Genomic DNA, 21,392 nt, shown 5'->3' with positions numbered 1-21,392 from the left:
GACGAAGATGAAAACGGTTGTCAAAACCGACCGATGCCGCGCCCCAGGGCGAATCCCACCAGGACGGCCAACGCGGCGAGGCGCAGAACCCTTCCCGAGCCGTCCAGCGAGGGCCAGTTCAGGTAGGCGAACCAGCCGAGCGCGGCGGCGAGCACCAGCAGTCCGGCCGCGGCCACCCAGCCGCTTCCGGCCATGCCGACCACCAGCAGCGCGAACACGGCGGCGAGCAGGACCCACCGCGGCATCCGGTGCAGGAACACCACCGGCGCCGCGCTGCGCCGCTCGACGGCCGCCCGCAGCCCCGTCGCGCGCTCACCTCTCGTCTCCACAGGCCCAACGTACTGCCAGGATGGACGGATGATCGCGATAACCCGCTACCGGGTGCCGGACGAGGAGTCCGGCGGCTTCGCCGAGAGCATGACCGCGGTGCTGGAGGCCCTCGCCGCGAGCACCGGATTCCGCTCCGGCCGCCTCGCCCGCACCGTCGACGACCCCGGCCTGTGGGCCCTGGTGACCGAGTGGGACGGCGCCGGGCACTACCGCCGCGCGCTCGGCGCCTACGAGGTGCGGCTCCGCTTCATGCCGCTGGCCGCCCTCGCCGTGGACGAGCCCGGCGCCTACGAGGTGGTCTCCTCCGCCTGAGCGGCCGACCGGGCCGTCTCCCGGCGGGCCCGGTCAGAATGCGGGCAATCGGCGGTCAAGAAGCGACCCCTCCCGGTTTCGGTGCCTCCGCCAGGGTCATCCTTGCGGCACATGATCATGCCGTGGCCTGCGGGGGAGCTGTGATGCGCCATGCCGTCCTGTTCAGCGTGTCGTCCGGGGCGGCGGCCGTCGCCGCCGCCCTCACCGTCGCCGGGACGGCCCCCGCGCGGCCCGCGCCCCACCAGGCGGCCACGTTCTCCCTGAGCGGGCCGGACGGGAGCGCGGGGAGCCCGCACGGCCGCGTGGTGGAGTACCGGGGGCTGCGCGTCCCGGTCCCGGCAGGCTGGCGGGTGCACCGCCTCGACCGGCATCCGTCCCTGTGCGTCCGCTACGACCGGCACGCGGTCTACCTCGGCCGCCCCGGCCCGCAGCCGGACTGCCCGGCCCGCGCCGTCGGCCGCACCGAGGCCGTCCACATCCAGCCCGCGGGGAACGGGCGGATCGCCCGGACCGTCGTGCACGCCGACAAGCTCGCCTCGCTGACCGTGCCGCGGACCGCCGACCACGAGACGCGCCTCACCCTCCCCGAGGCCGGGGTCACGATCACCGGCGTCTACGGCACGGACCCGGGGCTGCTCCAGCGCCTCCTGCGGGGCACCCGGCTGTCCGGCCGGTGGACCGCCGCGCCGCCCAGGCCGGACGTCCGCCGGCTGGCGACCACCGTGCCCCCCGCGACCACCGTGCCCTCCGCGACCACCGCGGCGACCGCGCCCTCCGCGGCGCCCAGCGGGGGCCCGGTGCCGACCGACGGCGAGAGCCCGTCGGCGGGCCACGGAACGGCGCTGGAGCGCTCGTGGGCGCGCGGCAGGGGGTTCGACACCTGCACGGCCCCGTCCCTGGCGACCATGAGGGCCTGGCGGCCCTCGTTCAAGGTCACCAACATCTACATCGGCGGATCGGCGCGCGGATGCGCCCAGCCGAACCTCACCGCGTCGTGGGTGCGGCAGGTGCGCGCGATGGGCTACCGCCTCACCGCCACCTACGTGGGACTCCAGGCCCCGTGCGGCAACCGGCCGCAGCGCTTCACCGCCGGGAACGCCTCCCGGCAGGGCGCCCGGGCCGCCGCGGACGCGGCCCGCAGGGCCAGGGCGCTCGGCATCCCGGCGGGCAAGCCGCTCTACTACGACATGGAGGCCTACGACCACAAGAAGGGCGCCTGCCGGGCCGCCGTCCTCCGGTTCGTCGACAACTGGGTCGACCGGCTGAAGACCGAGGGCTACAAGCCGTGCCTCTACAGCAGCGCCAAGTCCGGCATCCGCGACGTGGGCCGGTCCTCGATCAGCAAGCCCTCCTGCGTCTGGTTCGCCAACTGGGACGGCCGGGCCGAGGTGTACGGCGACCCGTTCCTGTCCGACACGTGGTGGTCGCCCCACCGCCGCGTCAAGCAGTACCGAGGCGGCCACCGGGAGACGCACGGCGGGGTGACCCTGAACATCGACGGCGACGTCGCCGACGGGCGCGTTTACTAGTTCCTGCTCAGGGGGCCCCGTGCCCTAAGCTGGGGGCACCCTCCGGCGGCGGCGGTGACCGCGCCGGAGCACATCACCGGGGATCACACTCGCCGCCGCCCGCCGTCGCCGCGGGACCGGGGCGCACTCACTGTTCCCGCCGACCGCCAGCCGGATGGAGAATCTTTCATGGCACGCCGTTCCGATGTGCTGGACACGATCGTCAACCTCGCCAAGCGGCGGGGCCTGGTCTACCCGTCGAGCGAGATCTACGGCGGTCTCCGCGCCTCCTGGGACTACGGCCCCCTCGGCGTCGAGCTGAAGAACAACGTCAAGCGCCAGTGGTGGAAGTCGATGGTCCAGGGCCGCGACGACGTCGTCGGCCTCGACTCGTGCGTCATCCTGGCGCGCGAGGTCTGGGAGGCCAGCGGCCACGTCCAGGCGTTCGTCGACCCGCTCACCGAGTGCCAGTCCTGCCACAAGCGCTTCCGGGCCGACCACCTGGAGGAGGCCTACGAGGAGAAGCACGGCCGCCCGCCCGCGAACGGCCTCGCCGACATCTCGTGCCCGAACTGCGGCGTGAAGGGCTCGTTCACCGAGCCGAAGATGTTCAACGGCCTGCTCAAGACCTACCTCGGCCCCGTCGAGGACGAGTCGGGCCTGGCCTACCTGCGCCCCGAGACGGCGCAGGGCATCTTCATCAACTACCTGAACGTCCAGCAGTCGGCGCGCCGCAAGGTGCCGTTCGGCATCGGCCAGGTCGGCAAGTCGTTCCGCAACGAGATCACGCCCGGCAACTTCATCTTCCGGACCCGCGAGTTCGAGCAGATGGAGATGGAGTTCTTCGTCAAGCCCGGCAGCGACGAGGAATGGCACCAGTACTGGATCGACGAGCGCATGCAGTGGTACGTCGACCTCGGCATCCGCAAGGAGAACCTGCGGCTCTTCGAGCACCCGCAGGAGAAGCTGTCGCACTACTCCAAGCGCACCGTCGACGTGGAGTACCGCTTCGACTTCGTCGGCAGCGAGTGGGGCGAGCTGGAGGGCATCGCCAACCGCACCGACTACGACCTGACGACGCACTCGAAGGCGTCCGGCGCCGACCTGTCGTTCTTCGACCAGGAGTCCGGCGAGCGGTTCACCCCCTACGTGATCGAGCCCGCGGCGGGCGTCGACCGCTGCACGCTCACCTTCATGATGGACGCCTACGCCGAGGACGAGGCGCCGAACGCCAAGGGCAAGCTGGAGAAGCGCGCCGTCATGCGGCTCGACCGGCGGCTCGCCCCGGTCAAGGTCGCGGTGCTGCCGCTGTCGCGCAACACCGACCTGTCCCCGAAGGCCCGCGACCTCGCCGCGCAGCTGCGCCGCAACTGGAACGTCGACTTCGACGACGCCGGCGCCATCGGCCGCCGCTACCGCCGCCAGGACGAGATCGGCACCCCGTTCTGCGTCACCGTGGACTTCGACACCCTGGAGGACGACGCGGTGACCGTCCGGGAGCGCGACTCGATGAGCCAGGAGCGCATCGCGCTCAGCCAGGTCGAGTCGTTCCTCGCCGCGCAGCTCGTCGGCTGCTGACCCGGCTCCGGGCCGCGCCCGGGTGACGACGTGACGGGCCGCCCCGCGCGGGGGGCGGCCCGTCCGTTTCCGGGAGCACGTCGTGGGAGGTCTCACCGCCTCCTCGGGAGCTCCGTTCCGGCCTCCGGTCAGCTCGTGACGTAGAGGGACTGGTTGAAGGTGCCGGACCCGGCGGTGGTCTCGCCGCGCAGCGCGTACGTGGCGGTGACGCTGGCGGTGGACGGGCAGAGGAAGCTGCTGCCCGACTGCTTGCTGACCGTGGCGTTCTGCACGCCGACCTGCGCCTCGCTGCTGCTGGTGACGGGGCGCGAGGCGTTGTTGCCGTTGTAGCCGTTGGCGGTGAGGTTGCCGCCGAACACGCAGGTGACGCCGCCGAGGAGGTTGATCACGGCCTTCACCTTGAAGTTGGCGATCGTGACGGTGGCGTCCCGGCCGCCGGTGTGCGCGGCGTCGAAGGTGACGTTGCCGCCCGTCCACGGCAGGTTCTGCGAGGTGATCGTCGCGCTGGTGCTGCCGCTGCACGCGCCGCCGCCGGCGCCGGTGAAGGTCGCGGAAGCGACGTTCAACGCGCTGCCGTCGGAGTTGATGGAGCCGGTCATCGTCGACTGGCTGCAGGAGCCGCTGCCGAGCGAGCTGCTGACCGTCGCGGTGCCGAGCAGCGACGCCTGCACGTTGCCGGAGTAGGCCGCGGCCGCGGCCGAGCCCCTGCGGATGGTCGTGCCCGCGGCGTACGCGGGGGCGACCCCCGCGGCGAGGACGGCCAGTGCGGCGGTCCCGACGATCGCGGTCTGTCTGATTCGTGCCACCGGAGACTCCTCTGTCCGGTTCGGGGTGGGCATACGCGAAAGTAATTCGCATAAATGGCGCGGGCAATGGCGGGCGGCCGCCCGCGGCGTGGCCGGATCGGGACACTCGCCAGTGTCTGCTGGTAAGCCCGTACGGCCGGGGACGGGCCAGGTCTTTGTCACGCCCGCCCGCCTTGACGCACCGGCCTTCGCGCGAAACCCCTGCTGAGCCCCGGACGGCGGCTCCGGCCGCGCGAACGTGGGCTAGGTTGGCGGGAACGGGCGGGCGACCCGCCGGAGACCGGGGGAGGAGGGCGGAATGGGCGAGACGCTCCATCCCGCCTTCCGGCGCCCCGCCGCGCGGCTGCTCGTCGTCGTCCTCGGCCTCCTCGGCTTCGTCGCCGGCCCCGTCGGCGCGAGCGCGCTGACCGCCGGTGGGGCGCAGGGCGGCGCCTCCTCCGTCGGCACCGTCTCCGGCGTCCGGATCGGGGCGGCGCACCAGGGGCCCGCCCGCACCCGGACCGCCACCACGACGCGCGCGGCCGGGCGGACGCAGACCGCCGTCGCCGCCGTCCTCCACGCCGCGGGGGCCGCGGCGCCGTACGCCCACCCCGAGCACGCGACGCCCCCGAGCCCGGCGCCGGGGTCCGGCCGCCGTCCGGACGCCCCGTCCGGGCCGCCGCCGCGCACGCCGCGCCCGACGTCGCGCCGAGGGGCGCCCCGCGCGGGCGCGCCCCGCCCGCCTCCACAGGGATCTGAGCTCTCCGTCCCCGGTGCCGCACGCCGACGTGCGGCGCCGAAACCCCTGCGTGGAGGTTTCCCTTGACTCGCGCCAACGTGGTGCGGGCGGTACTGGCGTTCGCCGTGCTCGCCACATCGTTCTACTTCGCCTATTCCAAACCCGCCCGCCTCGGCCTCGACCTCCGCGGCGGCACCCAGATCGTCCTGGAGACCCAGGACTCCCCGGCCGTGAAGGCCGACCGGGAGTCCACCGACCGCGCCCGCGAGGTGCTGCACCGGCGCGTCGACGCGCTCGGGGTCGCCGAGTCGTCCATCACCCGGTCCGGGGACCGGCGGCTGATCGTCGAGCTGCCGGACGTCCAGGACCCGACCCGCGCCGCCGCGGCCATCGGCAAGACCGCGCAGCTCACCGCCCATCCGGTACTGCCCGCCGCCGGCGCGCCGGCGGCGGGGCAGCAGCTGATCCCCGACGAGAGCGGGCGGCAGATCCTGATCGGCCCCGCCGCGCTCACCGGCGCCGGGATCGGCTCGGCGAGCGCCTCCTACGACCCGCAGAACCTCGGCGGCTGGGCCGTCGACGTCCGGTTCAAGGGCGGCGGGGGCGCGACCTGGGAGCGGCTCACCGCCAAGGCCGCCTGCGCGGCCGGAGACGAGCGCCGCGTCGCCATCGTGCTGGACGGCAAGGTGATCTCCTCGCCGCAGGTCACCGAGAGCGTCGCCTGCGGGGTCGGTATCGCCGGCGGCTCCACCCAGATCACCGGGGACTTCGGCCCCACCGAGGCCAAGGACCTCGCGGCGCTGATCCAGGGCGGCTCGCTGCCCGTCCCCGTGAAGATCATCGAGCAGCGGGTGGTCGGCCCGACGCTCGGCGACGAGGCGATCGACGCCAGCGCCCGCGCCGCCGTCATCGGCATCGTCCTCACCGGCCTGTTCATCGTGGCCGTGTACCGGCTCGCGGGCCTGCTCGCCACGGTCGCGCTCGCCGGGTACGCGCTGATCTCCTACGGCGCCCTCGTCGCGGTCGGGGCCACCCTGACGCTGCCGGGGCTCGCCGGGTTCGTCCTGGCCATCGGCATGGCGATCGACGCCAACGTGCTGGCCTTCGAACGCGCGAGAGAGGAGCGCGCGGCGGCGCCGGGCCGCAGCGCCCGCACCGCGCTGGCCGTCGGGTTCAACAAGGCGTGGTCGGCGATCGCCGACTCCGCCGCCACCACCGTGCTGGCCGCCGGCCTGCTGTTCTTCCTGGCCTCCGGGCCGGTCAGGGGCTTCGGCGTCACTCTGATCATCGGCGTGCTGGGCTCCCTCGTCTCCGCGATGCTGCTGAGCCGGGTCCTCACCGACGCCGCCGCCGCGCGCATGCCCCGGCTCAGCAAGGGCAGGGCGGGCGGCATCGGCGGAGCGGGACGCCTCCGGCGGTGGCTGGAGGACAGCGGCCCCGACCTGATGAAGCGCAGCCGCCTGTGGCTCGGCGTCTCCGCCCTCGCCGTCGTCCTCGCCGTCACCGGGATCTTCGCCCGCGGCCTGAACTTCGGCGTGGAGTTCACCGGCGGCCGCCTGGTCGAGTACTCCACCTCCAGGCACGTCGACATCGACACCGCCCGCGCCGCCGTCGCCGACGCCGGGTTCCCGCGCGCCGTCGTCCAGACCTCGGGCAAGGACGACATCTCGGTCCGGACGTCGGACCTGAGCAACGCGGAGGAGAAACGCATCCAGGACGCCCTCGCGAAGGAGGGCGGCGGCGCCGCCAAGCAGCGCGACGAGCTGATCGGCCCCTCCCTCGGCGACGAGCTGCGGACCAAGGCCCTCATCGCCCTCGGCGTGGCCCTGCTGGCCCAGCTCGCCTACCTGACGATCCGGTTCCGCTGGACGTTCGCGGCGGGCTCGGTGCTCGCCATGTTCCACGACATCGCGATCGTCACCGGGATCTTCGCCTGGCTGGGCAAACCGGTCGACGGCGTCTTCCTCGCCGCGCTGCTCACGATCATCGGCTACTCGGTCAACGACTCGGTCGTCGTGTTCGACCGCGTCCGGGAGATGTGGACCGCGAACCCCAAGGGGCGGTTCGCCGACATCGCGAACCGGGGCACGCTGCAGACCGTCCCGCGGACGATCAACACCGGCATGGGCGCCCTGTTCATCCTGGCGGCGCTGGCCGTGCTCGGCGGCGACTCCCTGACGGACTTCGCCATCGCGCTCCTGATCGGCATCGTCGTCGGCACCTACTCCAGCGTCTTCACCGCGACACCGCTGGCGGTCGTCCTGGAGCGCCGCACCAAGACCCCGCCGCCCCAGCGCAGGCAGAAGACCGGACCGCCCCGCCGCACCCCCGGCAACTCGGGCGCCGTCGTCTGACCCGCCGAACCGCCGCCGCCCACCGGGGCGGCGGCGGCCTGCGGGACGTCACTCCGCCGGCACGAACGACCGGTCCGGAGGGTCAGGCCAGAGGGGGCTGGTCCTGGGGGTTCTCCGCTCTGATCACCTGCATGACGGCGTTGATCAGCGCCAGGTGGGTGAACGCCTGCGGGAAGTTGCCGAGGTGGCGGCCGGTGTGCGGGTCGATCTCCTCGGCGTACAGCTGCAGCGGGCTCGCGTAGGACAGCAGCTTCTCGCACAGCGCGCGGGCCCGCTCCAGCTCGCCGATCATCACCAGGGTGCTGACCAGCCAGAAGGAGCAGATCGTGAAGGTGCCCTCGTCCGACTCGAACCCGTCGTCGGTCTCCGCCGCGAGGTAGCGCAGGACGAGGTCGTCCTCCGACAGCTCGTCGGCGATGGCGAGGACGGTCTCCCGCACGCGCTTGTCGTCGGCGGGCAGGAAGCCGAGCAGCGGGATCAGCAGGGCCGAGGCGTCCAGGGCCGTCGCGCCGTAGTGGGCCGTGAAGACGCCGCGCTCGTCCAGCGCGTTGGCGAGCACGTCGGCGTGGATCTCGTCGGCCGCGGCCTGCCAGCGGAGCGCCCGCTCCTGGTCGCCGCGGATGCGGGCGAGCCGCGCCCCGCGGTCGGCCGCCACCCAGCAGAACACCTTGGAGGAGGTGAAGTGCTGCGGCTCGCCGCGCACCTCCCACATGCCGCAGTCGGGCGTCCGCCAGTTGGCGAGGGCGTCCTCGACCTGCTTGACGACGATCTTCCACAGCCGGTCGTCGAGCCGGTCCCGCTTGCGCACGAACAGGTAGATGGAGCCGATGATCGCGCCCCACACGTCGTGCTGCGCCTGCATGTACGCCTCGTTGCCGATGCGCACCGGGCGGGCGTTGTCGTAGCCGGTGAGGTGGTCGAGCGTGGACTCGGGCAGCTCCTCGCGCCCGTCCAGCCCGTACATGATCTGCAGCTTGCCCTCGGCGGCCTCGGCGACGTCGGTGATGAAGTAGAAGAAGTCGTTGGCCTCCCAGTCGTAGCCGAGCGTGTAGAACGCCCAGAGGGCCATCGTGGAGTCGCGGATCCAGGTGTAGCGGTAGTCCCAGTTCCGGTCGCCGCCCGGCGTCTCCGGCAGCGACGTCGTCGCGGCGGCCGCGACCGCGCCGGACGGGGCGAACGTCAGGCCCTTCAGGGTGAGCGCGCTGCGCTGCAGATGGCTGCGCCACGGGTGGTCGGGGAAGCGGCCCCGGTCGAGCCAGTGCTGCCAGTGGTGGACGGTCCAGACGAGCCGGTCCTGCGCCTCCTCCCACGAGGAGGGCGCCGCGTGCTCGCTCCAGGACAGCGCCACGAACCGGGACTCGCCCTGCTTCAGCAGCGTCCGGGACGTGGCGAGCGACCCCTCGAACCCGACGTTCATGTCGGTGGTGAGCCGCAGGCCGACGCCGTTGCCGCGCGCGACGGCCTCGTGGTAGCCGGAGCCGGTGTGCTCCCAGCGCGCCGGCGTCTGCCCGTAGTCGAACACCGGCATGCAGTCGAGCCGGACCTGCACCTGCCCGTTCACGCACCGCACCATCCGCAGCAGGACGTGGTCGGCGTCGTAGTCGGTGGGCGCCCTGCGGTGCGTGTGGGACCGTTCCGTCTCGTGGTGCCAGGGGCCCATGAGCAGCGCGTCCGTCACCACGAGCCAGCCGCCGTGCACCCACCAGGTGGTCTCCATCACCATGGTCCCAGGGATGTAGCGCTGCGCGGCGGGCACCTCCACGCCCGCCGGGCCGACCCGGAAGTATCCGGCGTCGCGGTCCAGGATGGAGCCGAACACGCTCGGCGAGTCCATCCGGGGCAGGCACATCCACTCGATGTTTCCGCTGGGCGCGACCAGGGCGGTCGTCTCGCAGTCGGACAGGAACCCGAAATCGGCTATGGGGGCGAACGGATCTCCCGCCCGGCCGCCTGCGACCTTCGGCCTCACAACGTCACCTCCTTGATTCATCATTCCCTCTCCCGCGCGATGGGCATGTCTTGGGTACGGACCGCCTCCCCGGGACGGGGGTCCCCGGGGAGGGCGGTTGTCAGCGGTGTGTCCCTGGTCTCCCTATTGGAATAGACCACTATCCGCACTCTGAGCTGGGAAAACTCCCCTCGGCGCACCGGGCGCCGAGCAAGTCCCGGGTTCGCGGGTACAGTCCCGGCAAACAGGGCAGCGGACCCGCCGCCGCCTGGGGTGACGCGGTGCGGCGCGCCCCGCGGAGGCGGGCCTGGACCTGCCACTGGGTGGAACCGGAGCGAGAAGGAGCTCCCCGTGCGGAAGTTCGTGTACGACTTCACTGAGGGAAACAAGGACCTCAAGGATCTCCTGGGGGGCAAGGGCGCCAACCTGGCCGAGATGACCAATCTCGGGCTGCCCGTGCCTCCGGGGTTCACGATCACCGCGGAGGCCTGCCGGCACTACCTGGAGCACGGGAGCCTTCCCGACGGCCTGGGGGACGAGGTGAACCGGCACCTGGCCGCCCTGGAGTCCGCGATGGGCAAGAAGCTCGGCCAGAGCGACGACCCTCTCCTCGTGAGCGTGCGGTCCGGCGCCAAGTTCAGCATGCCGGGCATGATGGAGACCGTCCTCAACGTCGGGCTGAACGACGAGTCCGTGCACGGCCTCGCCGCGCAGGCGGGCGACGAGCGGTTCGCGTGGGACTCCTACCGCCGTCTGATCCAGATGTTCGGCAAGACCGTCATGGACATCGACGGCGACCTGTTCGAGGACGCCGTCGAGGACGTCAAGCGGGCCCGGGGCAGCGACGACGACGGCGACCTGACCGCCGGAGACCTCAGGGAGCTCGTCGACCGGTTCAAGGCCATCGTAGGGGAGCAGGCGGGCCGCGACTTCCCGACCGACCCGCGCGAGCAGATGGACCTGGCCGTCGAGGCGGTGTTCGACTCCTGGAACGCGCCCCGCGCCGTCCTCTACCGGCGGCAGGAGCGCATCCCCGTCGACCTCGGCACCGCGGTCAACATCTGCTCGATGGTCTTCGGCAACATGGGCCTGGACTCCGGGACCGGCGTGGCCTTCACCCGCGACCCCGCGTCCGGGCAGCAGGGCGTCTACGGCGACTACCTGCAGAACGCCCAGGGCGAGGACGTCGTCGCCGGCATCCGCAACACCGTCCCGCTGACGGAGCTGGAGCGTATCGACAAGGCGTCCTACGACCGGCTTCTCGAGATCATGGAGACCCTGGAGAACCACTACCGCGACATGTGCGACATCGAGTTCACGATCGAGCGCGGGAAGTTGTGGATGCTGCAGACCCGGGTCGGCAAGCGGACCGCCGGCGCGGCGTTCCGGATCGCCTGCCAGCTGCTCGACCAGGGGCTCATCGACCTGGACGAGGCCGCCCGCCGCGTCACCGGCGACCAGCTCGCCCAGCTCATGTTCCCCCGCTTCGCCGACCGGGTGGACGGCGTCAAGAAGATCACCAAGGGTATGAACGCCTCGCCGGGCGCGGCCGTCGGCAAGGCGGTGTTCACCTCCGAGCGGGCCGCGGAGCTGGCCGGACGGGGGGAGGAGGTGATCCTCGTCCGCCGCGAGACCAACCCCGACGACCTCGCCGGCATGGTCGCGGCCAACGGCGTGCTGACCTCCCGGGGCGGCAAGACCTCGCACGCCGCGGTCGTCGCCCGCGGCATGGGCAAGACGTGCGTCTGCGGCGCCGAGGAGCTCGACGTCGACGTCAGGGAGGGCCGCTTCACCGCGCCCGGCGGCGTCACGGTCAGGGAGGGCGACGTCATCTCGATCGACGGGTCGTCCGGCGAGGTCTTCCTCGGCGAGGTGCCCGTCGAGGACTCGCCCGTCGTCCGCTACTTCGAGGGCCAGTTCCCGGCCGGGGACGGCGACGACCTGGTCAAGGCCGTGCACCGCGTCATGGAGCACGCCGACGCGCGGGCGGCGCTGAAGGTCCGCGCGAACTCCGACAACCCGGAGGACTCCGCCCGGGCCCGCCGGTTCGGCGCAGCCGGCATCGGGCTGTGCCGGACCGAGCACATGTTCCTCGGGGACCGGCGGCGGCTCGTCGAGGAGCTGATCCTCGCCGAGGACGACGACGAGCGGCAGGCCGCGCTGGACGCCCTGGAGCCGCTGCAGAAGAGCGACTTCGAGGGCATCTTCGAGGCGATGGACGGACTGCCCGTCACCATCCGCCTCATCGACCCGCCGCTGCACGAATTCCTCCCCGACATCACCGAGCTGTCGGTCAGGGTCGCGCTCGCGGGCGACGAAGCGGACGCCAAGGACCGGAGACTGCTCGAAGCAGTCAACCGACTGCACGAGCAGAACCCTATGCTGGGCCTGCGCGGCGTGCGGCTCGGTTTGGTGATTCCCGGTCTGTTCGCCATGCAGGTGCGCGCGATCGCCGAGGCCGCGGCGGCGTGCAGGCGGGCCGGCGGCGACCCGCGCCCGGAGATCATGATCCCGCTGGTCGGCGCGGTCCAGGAGCTGGAGGCCGTCCGGGACGAGGCGCGCGGCATCCTCGCCGCGGTCAGGGAGTCGTCCGGGGTCGACGTGCCGGCGCTGATCGGCACGATGATCGAGCTGCCCCGCGCGGCGCTGACCGCCGGGCAGATCGCCGAGGCCGCCGAGTTCTTCTCCTTCGGCACCAACGACCTCACCCAGACGACGTGGGGCTTCTCCCGCGACGACGTCGAGGCGGCGTTCTTCTCCCGCTACCTGGATCTCGGGATCTTCGGGGTGTCGCCGTTCGAGACCCTCGACCGGGAGGGCGTCGGCAGGCTCGTGCGCATCGCCGCCGAGGAGGGCCGCCGGGCGCGCCCCGGCCTCAAGCTCGGCATCTGCGGCGAGCACGGCGGCGACCCCGACTCGGTGCACTTCTGCCACGAGGTGGGCCTCGACTACGTGTCCTGCTCGCCGTTCCGCATCCCCGTGGCCCGGCTGGAGGCGGGCCGCGCGGCCATCGAGGCCGCGGACGCCTCCGGGGGCAGCGACAGCCGCTGACGTCCCGCCCGGCGGCCGGGCCACCGCGCCCGGTCCGGCCGCCGGCTCCGATGTGGGGCGGATGACACGCCGTCCTGGCGAACCTGGCGCACATGCCGGAACATCTCACTAACGTGTCCGATGCGATGACGTTGGAAGCGCAGTTGCCGGAGTTCACGCCGGAAGACGAAGAGACGGACGAGCCGGGCGACCGGGCGGACGGGCCGCGGCGCCGCCGTGGGCGGGGCCGGTGGCGCCGGTCGCCCTGGTTCGCGATCCCGGCCTGGACCGTCCTCGGGGTGCTGGCGATCGCGGTGCTGACGCCGCTGGCCGTCGGGACGCGGATCTGGCACCAGGCCCGCCAGGACGAGCGGCCCCGCTCCGACGCGATCATCGTGCTGGGCGCCGCGCAGTACAACGGGGTGCCGTCCCCGACGCTCAAGTGGCGGCTCCAGCACGCCCTGGAGCTGTACCGCGGCGGCGTCGCGCCGGCCATCGTGACGGTGGGCGGCAAGGCGCTCGGCGACAACTACACCGAGGCCGGGGCGGGCCGGAACTGGCTGATCACCAAGGGCGGCGTGCCCGCCTCCCGGGTCTTCGAGGTGCCCGTCGGGCGCGACACGCTGGAGAGCATGAAGGCCGTCGGCAAGGAGTTCGACCGGCACCACTGGGCGTCGGGCGTGATCGTCACCGACCCGTGGCACGGGCTGCGCTCCAAGAAGATGGCCGAGGACAGCGGCATCAAGGCCGCGGCGTCGCCGACCCGCAGCGGCCCGAGCGTGCAGACCCGCGACACCCAGTTCCACTACATCGTCCGCGAGACCGGCGGGTACCTGTCGTACGTGCTGCTGGGCAAGAGCGTCCAGGTGCCGGACGAGACCATCAAGCGGATCCACATCGACCCGTCCGAGTCGCCCGCGGCGTCCCAGCCCCCGTCCTCGTCGTCTCCGCCCCCGGCCGCGCCCTCGCCGGGCCGCTGAGGACCCCCGCGGCCCTCTACCCTGGGTAGGGACATGACGATCAACACGACCACGGGCTACGACGGCCGCGACAAGGAACGCTGGGCGCCCGAGCCCCCCAAGCGGCGCGACCGCACGGCGTTCGAACGCGACCGGGCCCGGGTCCTGCACAGCGCCGCGCTCCGCCGGCTCGCCGCGAAGACGCAGGTGGCCTCGCCCGGCGCCGACGCCGTGGCCGACACCGTGCAGAGCCTGCGCACCCGTCTCACCCACTCGCTGGAGTGCGCCCAGGTCGGCCGCGAGCTCGGCAAGTCGCTCGGCTGCGACCCCGACCTGGTGGAGACGGCCTGCCTGTCGCACGACATCGGGCATCCGCCGTTCGGCCACAACGGCGAGTACGCGCTCGACATCGTCGCGCGCGACTGCGGCGGGTTCGAGGGCAACGCGCAGAGCCTGCGCGTCCTGACCCGGCTGGAGCCCAAGTCGTTCGCCGCGGACGGCCCGCCCCTGTACGGACGCAGCGTCGGCCTCAACCTGACCCGCGCCGCGCTGGACGCGGCCATGAAGTACCCGTGGTCGCAGGCCGAGGCGGTGAACGGCAAGTTCGGCGTCTACGACGACGACGCGGACGTGGCGCGCTGGGTGCGCGACGGCGCCGAGCCGGGCCGCACCTGCTTCGAGGCCCAGGTCATGGACTGGAGCGACGACGTCGCCTACTCCGTCCACGACCTGGAGGACGCGCTGGTCGCCGGGCACGTCGACTTCGCCCGTCTCGCCGACCCCGCCGAGCGGCGCCTCGTCGCCGTCACGGCGGCCAAGCTGTACTGCCCCGACGCCGGCCAGGCCGAACTGGAGGAGCGCTTCGCCGCGCTGCTCGCCGAGCCCTACTGGCCCGACCGCTACGACGGCACCCCGCGCAGCCTCGCCGCCCTCAAGAACCTGACCAGCACGCTGATCGGGCGGTTCTGCCTGGCCGCCGAGGCCGCCACCCGGGAGGCCTACGGCGACCGCCCGCTCACCCGCTACGCGGCGGAGCTGATCGTCCCGCGGGCGCAGCGGCTGGAGAACGCGCTGCTCAAGGGCATCACGGCGCACTACGTGTGGATCAGCCACGAGGAGGTCAGGGCCCGCCAGCGGACGCTGATCACCGAACTGGCGGAGATGATGCTCGCGGGCGCGCCGGACACGCTCGACCCGGGCTTCCGCGACGCGTTCACGGACGCCTCCGACGACGCGGCCCGGCTGCGCGCCGTGATCGACCAGATCGCCTCCCTGACCGACCTGTCGGCGATGGCCCGCCACCGCATGCTGGGCGGACGCGGGCACTGACCGGCCGGCGCGGGCCGGCGCGCGGGAGGGGCGCCTCCCGACGCGCCAGACGACCGACCCTTGTCTCGTGGCAGAGGCCGCTGTAGGGATAGCTACAGGTCCACTACAGGAGGTCACGATGCCCGAGGAGACGTTCGTCATCGCCGGCGCCAGCCTGGCCGGGGCCAAGGCGGCCGAGACGCTCCGCGAGGAGGGTTTCGCGGGCAGGGTGCTGCTGGTCGGCGAGGAGATCGAGCGGCCGTACGAGCGGCCTCCTCTGTCCAAGGGGTTCCTGCAGGACAAGGAACCCAGGGAGAAGGCCCACGTCCACGAGGCGGACTGGTACGACAAGCACGACGTGGAACTGCGGGTCGGCACGTCCGTCGCGTCCATCGACCGGGGCGCGCACCAGGTCCGGCTGTCCACCAAGGAGCCGGTCTCCTACGACAAGCTGCTGCTGGCGACGGGCGCCTCCCCGCGCCGTCTGGACGTCCCGGGCTCCAAGCTCCAGGGCATCCACTACCTGCGGACGATGGCCGACTCGGCCGCGCTGAAGCAGGCGCTGGCGCCCGGCGGACGCCGGGTCGTGGTGGCCGGGGCGGGGTGGATCGGGCTGGAGGCCGCGGCCGCCGCCCGCGAGCACGGCAACGAGGTGACGGTCATCGAGCCGGAGCCGGTGCCCCTGCACGCCGCGATGGGACCCGAGCTCGGCGGGATGTTCGCCGACCTGCACCGCGAGAACGGCGTCGTCCTGCGGATGGACGAGGGCGTGGCCGGGTTCTGGGGCGCCGGGCAGGTGTCGGCGGTCGTGACCTCCGGCGGCGCCGAGGTGCCCGCGGACGTCGTGGTCGTCGGCATCGGGGTGCGGCCCAACAGCGGGCTCGCCGAGGAGGCCGGGCTGGAGGTGTCCGACGGGATCCTCGTCGACCAGTCGCTGCGCACGTCCGACCCCGACATCTACGCGGCCGGGGACGTCGCCAACGCCTACAATCCGCTGCTCGGCCGCAGGGTCCGCGTGGAGCACTGGGCGAACGCGCTGAACGGGGGGCCCGCCGCGGCCCGCGCGATGCTGGGCCAGGAGGTCGTGTACGACCAGGTCCCCTACTTCTTCAGCGACCAGTACGACCTCGGCATGGAGATGTCGGGCGTCGCGGCGCCGGGGGAGTACGACGAGGTCGTGTACCGCGGGGACGTCCCGGGACGGGAGTTCATCGCGTTCTGGCTGTCGGGCGGACGGGTCGTCGCGGGCATGAACGCCAACGTCTGGGACGTCACCGGGGACGTCCAGGCGCTGATCCGCTCGGGGCGCCCGGTGGACGCCGCCCGTCTCGCCGACCCGGGGGTGCCGCTCGCGGACCTGGCGTGAGACGCCGGGGGCCTTGCCCCGCCGCGTGGGCCACGTACAGTCGGCCGGGTGGTTACCGAGAAGATCACGACGCTGTCCCGGGCGCGCGCCGCGGTGACGCTGGCGTTCGCCGCGCACGGCCTGCTCGGCGCCGCCTGGGTCGCCCGCATACCGCAGATCAAGGAGCATCTCGGGCTGAGCGAGGGCGCGATGGGCGTGGCGCTGCTCGGCGCGCCCGTGGGCGTCGTCGCGGCCGTCCGGTTCGCGGGGCGGATCGTCGGCCGGTGGGGCAGCCGCGCGACGACGGTCGCCGCGGGGGCCGCCGGCGCGCTGGCGCTGGTCCCGCTCGGCCTGGCCTGGAATCTCGGCGGGCTGATCCTCTCGCTGCTGCTGATGGGCGCCTCGCTCGGCCTGATGGACGTGGGGATGAACGCGCAGGGCGTCGCCGTGGAGCGGGGCTACGGGCGCCCGCTGATGTCCGGGCTGCACGGCTCCTACAGCATCGGGACGCTGCTGGCGGCGCTGGCCGGCTCGGCGGCCGCGCACGCGGGCGTCCCCGTCCCGCTGCATCTGGCGGTCGCCGCGGCGGTGCTGGTCGCCCTGCTCGCCTTCGGCTGCCGCGGCCTGCTGGACCGTTCCGCCGACGAGTTCCCCGAGCCGGACCAGGACGGCCCGGCCCCCGCGCGCTCCCCGCGCTGGCCGCTGGTCATGCTCGGCGTCATCGGCCTGTGCTCGTTCGTGGGGGAGGGCGCCATGGCCGACTGGAGCGCGATCTACCTGCGGGAGAACCTCGGCACCGGACCCGGCGTGGCCGGGCTCGGCTACGCCGGGTGCGCGGTGGCGATGACCGTGGGGCGGCTCACCGGCGACCAGGTCGTCGCGCGCTTCGGGCCCGTCCCCGTGCTGAGGGGCGGCTCGCTGGTCGCCGCCCTCGGGCTCGGCCTCGGGCTCGCGGTGGGGGACCCGACCGCGGCGGTGGCCGGATTCACGCTGTTCGGCCTCGGCGTCGCGGTCGTGGCGCCCGTCACCTTCAGCGCGGCGGGGAACCTGCCCCGCGTGCCGCCGGCGACCGGGATCTCCCGGGTGACCGGCGTCGGATACCTCGGCCTGCTCGGCGGGCCGCCCGTCATCGGGTTCGTCGCGCAGGGCGTGGGCCTGACGTGGGCGCTGGCCGTCCCGGTCGCCCTGGTCGGACTGATCGTCCTGCTCGCCCCGGCGGCGGTGACGGCCGAGCGGTGACGGCCGCGCCCGTTGATCTTTTGGTGGGGTTACGACCTTTGTATATGTCCTACTCAGGTAAGGTCTGGGCGAGTGAGCACCATGCAGCGGTCGGGACCGGCCGAAACGGTCGCGTCCACTCCGGCGCTGCGGACATTCCTTGGCGAACTGCTCAGTTTCGGTTTCGTGGGGTGCCTCGGCACGCTGATCATGATCTTCGGCGCCAACCTGATGCGCGCGTGGCTCGGCGGCAGCCCGGTCACGAGCGTCGTCGTGCCGACCGTGGCGTCCACGCTGAGCTCCTACCTGCTCAACCGGTTCTGGACGTTCCGGCACCGCGACAGCGACGGCTCCGGCCGGGAGGTCGCGATCTTCTTCGCGCTGAACGGCGTCGGGCTGCTGATCCAGGTGCTCTGTACCGGCTTCACCTACTACACCCTCGGCCTGCACGGCGGGATCGCCTACAACCTGGGCCTCCTCGCGGGCGTCGGCCTCGGGTCGGCGTTCCGCTACTGGTCGTACAAGAAGTGGGTGTTCACCCCCGCGGCGGCATGAGCCGGGGGCCGTCCCCACGTGGGAGCAGAGCCGAGGCACGGAGCGGGCGTGAGCCGACTCGACGATGAATGGGCCGAGCACCGGCCCGCGGTGTTCGGCGCCGCGTACCGGATCACCGGGAGCGTCGCGGACGCCGAGGACATCACCCAGGACGTGTGGCTGCGCGCCTCCGCGCGGGAGCCGCTCGACGACGTCCGCGACCTGCGCGCCTGGCTGGTCACGGTGGCCGCGCGCCGCGCCTACGACGTGCTGGGCTCCGCCCGCGCGCGGCGCGTGGAGTACGTCGGGCCGTGGCTGCCCGAGCCGCTGCTGACCGGGCCGGACGCCGCCGAGCCGGTGCTCGTGGACGAGACGGCCGGGACCGCGATGCTGGTGGTGATGGAGGAGCTGTCGCCGCCGGAGCGCGTCGCGTTCGTCCTGCACCAGGGTTTCGGGGTGCCCTACGAGCAGATCGCCGGCGTGCTCGGCAGATCGGCGGCCGCGTGCCGGCAGCTCGCGTCCCGCGCCCGCCGCAAGACCGCCGCGGCGCTGCCGTCCCGCCAGGCCCCGCCGGGCGAGCGCGACCGGGTGCTGGAGGCCTTCCGGTCCGCCTACGAGCGCGGCGACGAGGCCGCCCTGCTGGCGCTGCTGGACCCGGACGCGACCTACACCACCGACGGCGGCGGGCGCCTCCTCGCCGCCCGCAAGGTCGTCGCCGGGGCGCGGCGGGTCGCCACCGTGCTGCTGCGCGTCGGCGCCCGCAACACGCTGCGGCTGGAGTTCGCCGAGGTCAACGGCCGCCGCGAGCTGCTGGTGCGGCGGGAGGGCCGGGCGGTCGGCGTCGACACCGTGGAGGTCGAGGACGGCCGCGTCACCGCCGTCCGCCGGGTCCTCAACCCCGAGAAGCTCACGTCCCTGCGCGAGGTCTGACGCCGTCCGCCGCTCGCGCGGCGCGTGCGCCGCCTGCCCGGACGGGCGTCCCGCGCGCCGCGGGGCGGCGCGCGGGAGCGGGCTCACCGGCCCGCCGGGACGATCTTCTCGGTCTGGGCCAGGGCCTCGGTGAGGATGCCGGCGAGGTCCTGGCCGGTGCCCTGCGAGAAGATCACCTGGTCGATCCCCCGCTCCGCGAGCCGCCCGACGGTGTCGACGGCGGCGCCGACCGAGGGCGTGTCGGTGAAGAAGGTCAGCGACGTCTTCTCGATCTCGCTGTGGTCGCGGCCCTCGCGCTCGCAGTGCTCCCGCAGGACCTCCAGCTTGCGGGGCAGCTCGTCGCCGTCGAAGAGGTTGCACGCGTCGGCGTACTTCGCCACGAACCGCAGCGTCTTCTTCTCCCCGCCCCCGCCGACGAGGATCGGCGGGTGGGGGCGGCGCAGCGCGGGCGGCGAGTTGAGCGGGCGCTCCAGGGAGTAGTGCTCGCCCTCGAACGGCGACTCGTCGCCCGCCCACATCCGGCGGGCGATCCGGAGCGTCTCCTCCAGCCGCTCGAACCGTTCCGCGGTCGGCGGGAACCGGATGCCGAGACCGCGCGACTCCTCGTCGTTCCAGGCCGCGCCGATGCCGAGCCAGGCGCGCCCGCCCGACAGGACGTCCAGCGTGGTCACCGTCTTGACCAGGACGCCGGGGTGCCGGTAGGTGACCCCGGTGACCATCGTGCCGAGCGTGATCCGCTCCGTCAGCGCCGCCGCGTACGCGAGTGCCGAGTAGCCCTCCAGCATGGGCTCCTCCGGCGGGCCCACGACGCCGATCTGGAAGAAGTGGTCCATCACCCACAGGGAGTGCAGCCCGCCCTGGTCGGCCTCGCGGGCGACGCGGGCGAAGGCGGGGCCGATCTGCTCCGGCCCTCCGGGAAAGGTGAAGCTCGGAACCTGGAGTCCAATGCGCATGGCATGTCCTTCGCGTGCTTCGTGGTGTACGTCTCTCCTTCCACTCTGCGACCTGGAGCGCGCTCCAGGTCAAGCGGGGGTGCCGTCCGGACGTTGACCTGGAGCGCACTCCAGGTGCGATCCTGGGGGGCGTGAGCTCCTACTCTCCCGCCGAGACCGCCGAGAAGAGCGGTTTCAGCATCGACACGCTGCGTTACTACGAGAAGATCGGGCTGCTGTCCGGGATCGCGCGGAACGCGTCGGGACGGCGCGTGTTCTCCGACGGCGACCTGCAGTGGCTCGGGATGCTGCGCTGCCTGCGCGGCACGGGGATGCCGATCGCCGAGATGCTGCGCTACTCCGAGCTGGCCCGGGGCGGCGGCCGGACCGTCCAGGAGCGGCTCGACCTGCTGCAGGACCACGACCGCCGGGTCGAGGAGCAGATCGCCACGCTGCGCGCGCAGCAGCGGCAGATCAAGGTGAAGATCGGCTTCTACCGGGAGGCGTCGATGACCTGCGAGGCCGCCCCCGCCCCCGCCTGAGCGAGGAGGCGCTCCGCGCGCGCCCACGTCCCGGCCGGCTCGAAGGCGTCCGCCCACCAGGTGTCGGCGCGGATCGTCCCGCGCCGCCGGAACCTGCGCATGATGGCGACGTGCGGCGGCCAGGCGACGAAGCCGCGCAGCGCGGCGTCGCCGGTCCAGACCGAGACCGAGCCGCACCTGCGGCGGCGCAGGTCGGTCCACAGCCACAGGCCGACGGCGCCCTCCAGTTCCGGCCACGACCGGCGCAGCGCCATGCCCGCCTGGAAGGCCCTCGGCAGGTCGAGGGCGTGCGCGCAGGTGAAGTCGGTGACGCTGACGAGGACCGGGCCCGTCGCCCGGACCGGCCCGGCGCGCCACGCCGTCCTCAGCAGCGCCATGAGGGGTCCCTGCCGAGAAGGGCGAGTAGGCGGTCCCGCGGCTCCCTGCCGTCCGCGGAGGGGACGGACGGGGCGAACGAGTCGCCGGGGCCGCGGCCGTCCGCGGGGACGATCGCGGCGACCTTGAGGGACGCCTCCACGAGTTCGCCGGCGGGCTCCCAGGCGGCGCCGATCGAGGCGGCGACGTCCCAGGCGTGCACGACCAGGTCGACGAAGTGGAAGCCGACCGCCAGCGCGGCGGGGAAGGCGCCGCCGTCGCGGATCTCGGGAAGGTCGAGCCTCGCGTCCAGGGCCACCGCGGCGAAGGCCTCCGTCACGAGGGCGGCCGAGACCCGCGCCGCCGCCGCGGGGTCGTCGCCGAGGTCGCCGCCGCGCCAGGCGGACAGCCGCGCGCCCTCGCCCCGGGCGGCGGCCGCGAAGCCCTCGTCCTGGCTCACCTGGTGGCGCAGCAGGCCGTGCAGCGTCCAGTCGGGGCACGGCGTCGGCAGGCGGAGCGCGTCCGGCTTCACCTGCGCGACGACGGACAGGTAGAGATCGGCCGCCTTCCGGTCGAGTGGGCGGAAATCGGTGGTGAGCAGTTCGTTCAGCACGTCCATACGGCCACGCTAGGGACTCTCAGAGGCCCAGGTACAGGTCCAAAATTGCGCAGAATGACTGAGCCGA

19 protein-coding genes are annotated in these 21,392 nt (G+C 73.2%); 13 read left to right on the top strand and 6 right to left on the bottom strand.

Annotated features, from left to right (window positions below; all coding sequences use genetic code 11):
* Nucleotides 1-20: 20 nt before the first annotated feature.
* Nucleotides 21-329, bottom strand: a complete 309-nt coding sequence (locus ACQEU6_RS16130; RefSeq protein ID WP_499332771.1) for a DUF6703 family protein — start codon at nt 327-329, stop codon at nt 21-23.
* Nucleotides 330-357: 28 nt separating this feature from the next.
* Here ACQEU6_RS16130 and ACQEU6_RS16125 point away from each other — a divergent pair, with 28 nt between their 5' ends.
* From ACQEU6_RS16125 to ACQEU6_RS16115, 3 genes are all read left to right on the top strand, one after another.
* On the top strand, nt 358-642 hold the full coding sequence (locus tag ACQEU6_RS16125; protein ID WP_499332770.1) for an antibiotic biosynthesis monooxygenase family protein: 285 nt from the start codon (nt 358-360) through the stop codon (nt 640-642).
* Between the two features lie 143 nt (nt 643-785).
* Nucleotides 786-2,171, top strand: coding sequence for a DUF1906 domain-containing protein (locus ACQEU6_RS16120; protein WP_499332768.1), 1,386 nt, complete (start codon nt 786-788; stop codon nt 2,169-2,171).
* 168 nt (nt 2,172-2,339) lie between these two features.
* Complete coding sequence (locus ACQEU6_RS16115; protein ID WP_499332766.1) at nt 2,340-3,728, top strand: glycine--tRNA ligase; 1,389 nt, start codon at nt 2,340-2,342, stop codon at nt 3,726-3,728.
* 128 nt (nt 3,729-3,856) lie between these two features.
* Here the strand turns inward: ACQEU6_RS16115 and ACQEU6_RS16110 are convergent, their stop codons facing one another.
* The gene (locus ACQEU6_RS16110) at nt 3,857-4,534 is read right to left on the bottom strand and encodes a hypothetical protein (RefSeq protein WP_499332765.1); all 678 of its coding nucleotides are present in this window, start codon (nt 4,532-4,534) and stop codon (nt 3,857-3,859) included.
* A 298-nt stretch (nt 4,535-4,832) separates the two neighbouring features.
* On the opposite strand from ACQEU6_RS16110, the gene ACQEU6_RS16105 reads away from it, so the two are divergent.
* A complete protein-coding gene (locus ACQEU6_RS16105) occupies nt 4,833-5,339 on the top strand; it encodes a hypothetical protein (protein WP_499332763.1) in 507 nt (168 codons plus the stop codon).
* Nucleotides 5,336-7,606, top strand: coding sequence for a protein translocase subunit SecD (gene secD / locus ACQEU6_RS16100; protein ID WP_499332760.1), 2,271 nt, complete (start codon nt 5,336-5,338; stop codon nt 7,604-7,606). The genes ACQEU6_RS16105 and secD overlap by 4 nt, the downstream gene beginning before the upstream one ends.
* Nucleotides 7,607-7,688: 82 nt before the next feature.
* On the opposite strand, the gene ACQEU6_RS16095 is transcribed toward secD, so the two are convergent.
* The gene (locus ACQEU6_RS16095) at nt 7,689-9,575 is read right to left on the bottom strand and encodes a glycoside hydrolase family 15 protein (RefSeq protein WP_499332757.1); all 1,887 of its coding nucleotides are present in this window, start codon (nt 9,573-9,575) and stop codon (nt 7,689-7,691) included.
* Nucleotides 9,576-9,905: 330 nt separating this feature from the next.
* On the opposite strand from ACQEU6_RS16095, the gene ppdK reads away from it, so the two are divergent.
* From ppdK to sigJ, 7 genes are all read left to right on the top strand, one after another.
* A complete protein-coding gene (gene ppdK, locus ACQEU6_RS16090) occupies nt 9,906-12,605 on the top strand; it encodes a pyruvate, phosphate dikinase (protein ID WP_499332755.1) in 2,700 nt (899 codons plus the stop codon).
* Nucleotides 12,606-12,730: 125 nt separating this feature from the next.
* Nucleotides 12,731-13,564: a YdcF family protein gene (locus ACQEU6_RS16085; RefSeq protein ID WP_499332754.1), complete on the top strand. Its 834-nt coding sequence runs from the start codon at nt 12,731-12,733 to the stop codon at nt 13,562-13,564.
* Nucleotides 13,565-13,597: 33 nt separating this feature from the next.
* Entirely contained in the window at nt 13,598-14,872 is a 1,275-nt protein-coding gene (locus ACQEU6_RS16080) for a deoxyguanosinetriphosphate triphosphohydrolase (protein ID WP_499332752.1), read from the top strand.
* Between the two features lie 118 nt (nt 14,873-14,990).
* Nucleotides 14,991-16,217, top strand: coding sequence for an NAD(P)/FAD-dependent oxidoreductase (locus tag ACQEU6_RS16075; RefSeq protein WP_499332751.1), 1,227 nt, complete (start codon nt 14,991-14,993; stop codon nt 16,215-16,217).
* 48 nt (nt 16,218-16,265) lie between these two features.
* Nucleotides 16,266-17,435 (top strand): MFS transporter, encoded by a 1,170-nt coding sequence (locus ACQEU6_RS16070; protein ID WP_499332749.1) that lies wholly within the window; start codon nt 16,266-16,268, stop codon nt 17,433-17,435.
* A gap of 81 nt (nt 17,436-17,516) precedes the next feature.
* On the top strand, nt 17,517-17,969 hold the full coding sequence (locus ACQEU6_RS16065; RefSeq protein WP_499340211.1) for a GtrA family protein: 453 nt from the start codon (nt 17,517-17,519) through the stop codon (nt 17,967-17,969).
* 48 nt (nt 17,970-18,017) lie between these two features.
* The gene (sigJ, locus tag ACQEU6_RS16060) at nt 18,018-18,878 is read left to right on the top strand and encodes an RNA polymerase sigma factor SigJ (protein WP_499332748.1); all 861 of its coding nucleotides are present in this window, start codon (nt 18,018-18,020) and stop codon (nt 18,876-18,878) included.
* 83 nt (nt 18,879-18,961) lie between these two features.
* Here sigJ and ACQEU6_RS16055 read toward each other — a convergent pair whose 3' ends face one another.
* Nucleotides 18,962-19,831, bottom strand: coding sequence for an LLM class F420-dependent oxidoreductase (locus tag ACQEU6_RS16055; RefSeq protein WP_499332747.1), 870 nt, complete (start codon nt 19,829-19,831; stop codon nt 18,962-18,964).
* A 131-nt stretch (nt 19,832-19,962) separates the two neighbouring features.
* Here ACQEU6_RS16055 and ACQEU6_RS16050 point away from each other — a divergent pair, with 131 nt between their 5' ends.
* Complete coding sequence (locus tag ACQEU6_RS16050) at nt 19,963-20,352, top strand: MerR family transcriptional regulator (protein ID WP_499332746.1); 390 nt, start codon at nt 19,963-19,965, stop codon at nt 20,350-20,352.
* Here ACQEU6_RS16050 and ACQEU6_RS16045 read toward each other — a convergent pair.
* Together ACQEU6_RS16045 and ACQEU6_RS16040 are read right to left on the bottom strand one after the other, a co-directional pair.
* Nucleotides 20,304-20,729 carry a hypothetical protein gene (locus tag ACQEU6_RS16045; protein WP_499332744.1) on the bottom strand — a complete coding sequence of 142 codons (426 nt, stop codon included), beginning with the start codon at nt 20,727-20,729 and terminating at the stop codon, nt 20,304-20,306. The two genes, ACQEU6_RS16050 and ACQEU6_RS16045, sit on opposite strands and share 49 nt — an antisense overlap.
* Nucleotides 20,717-21,325, bottom strand: coding sequence for a TIGR03086 family metal-binding protein (locus ACQEU6_RS16040; protein ID WP_499332742.1), 609 nt, complete (start codon nt 21,323-21,325; stop codon nt 20,717-20,719). Before ACQEU6_RS16040 ends, ACQEU6_RS16045 begins: the two co-directional genes overlap by 13 nt.
* Between the last annotated feature and the right edge of the window lie 67 nt (nt 21,326-21,392).

The organism is Spirillospora sp. CA-108201 (genome assembly GCF_050936235.1).
Classification (GTDB): Bacteria; Actinomycetota; Actinomycetes; order Streptosporangiales; family Streptosporangiaceae; genus Spirillospora.
The sequence above is the reverse complement of the archived record's forward strand: the minus strand, read 5'-3'. Positions and strand labels throughout refer to the sequence as shown.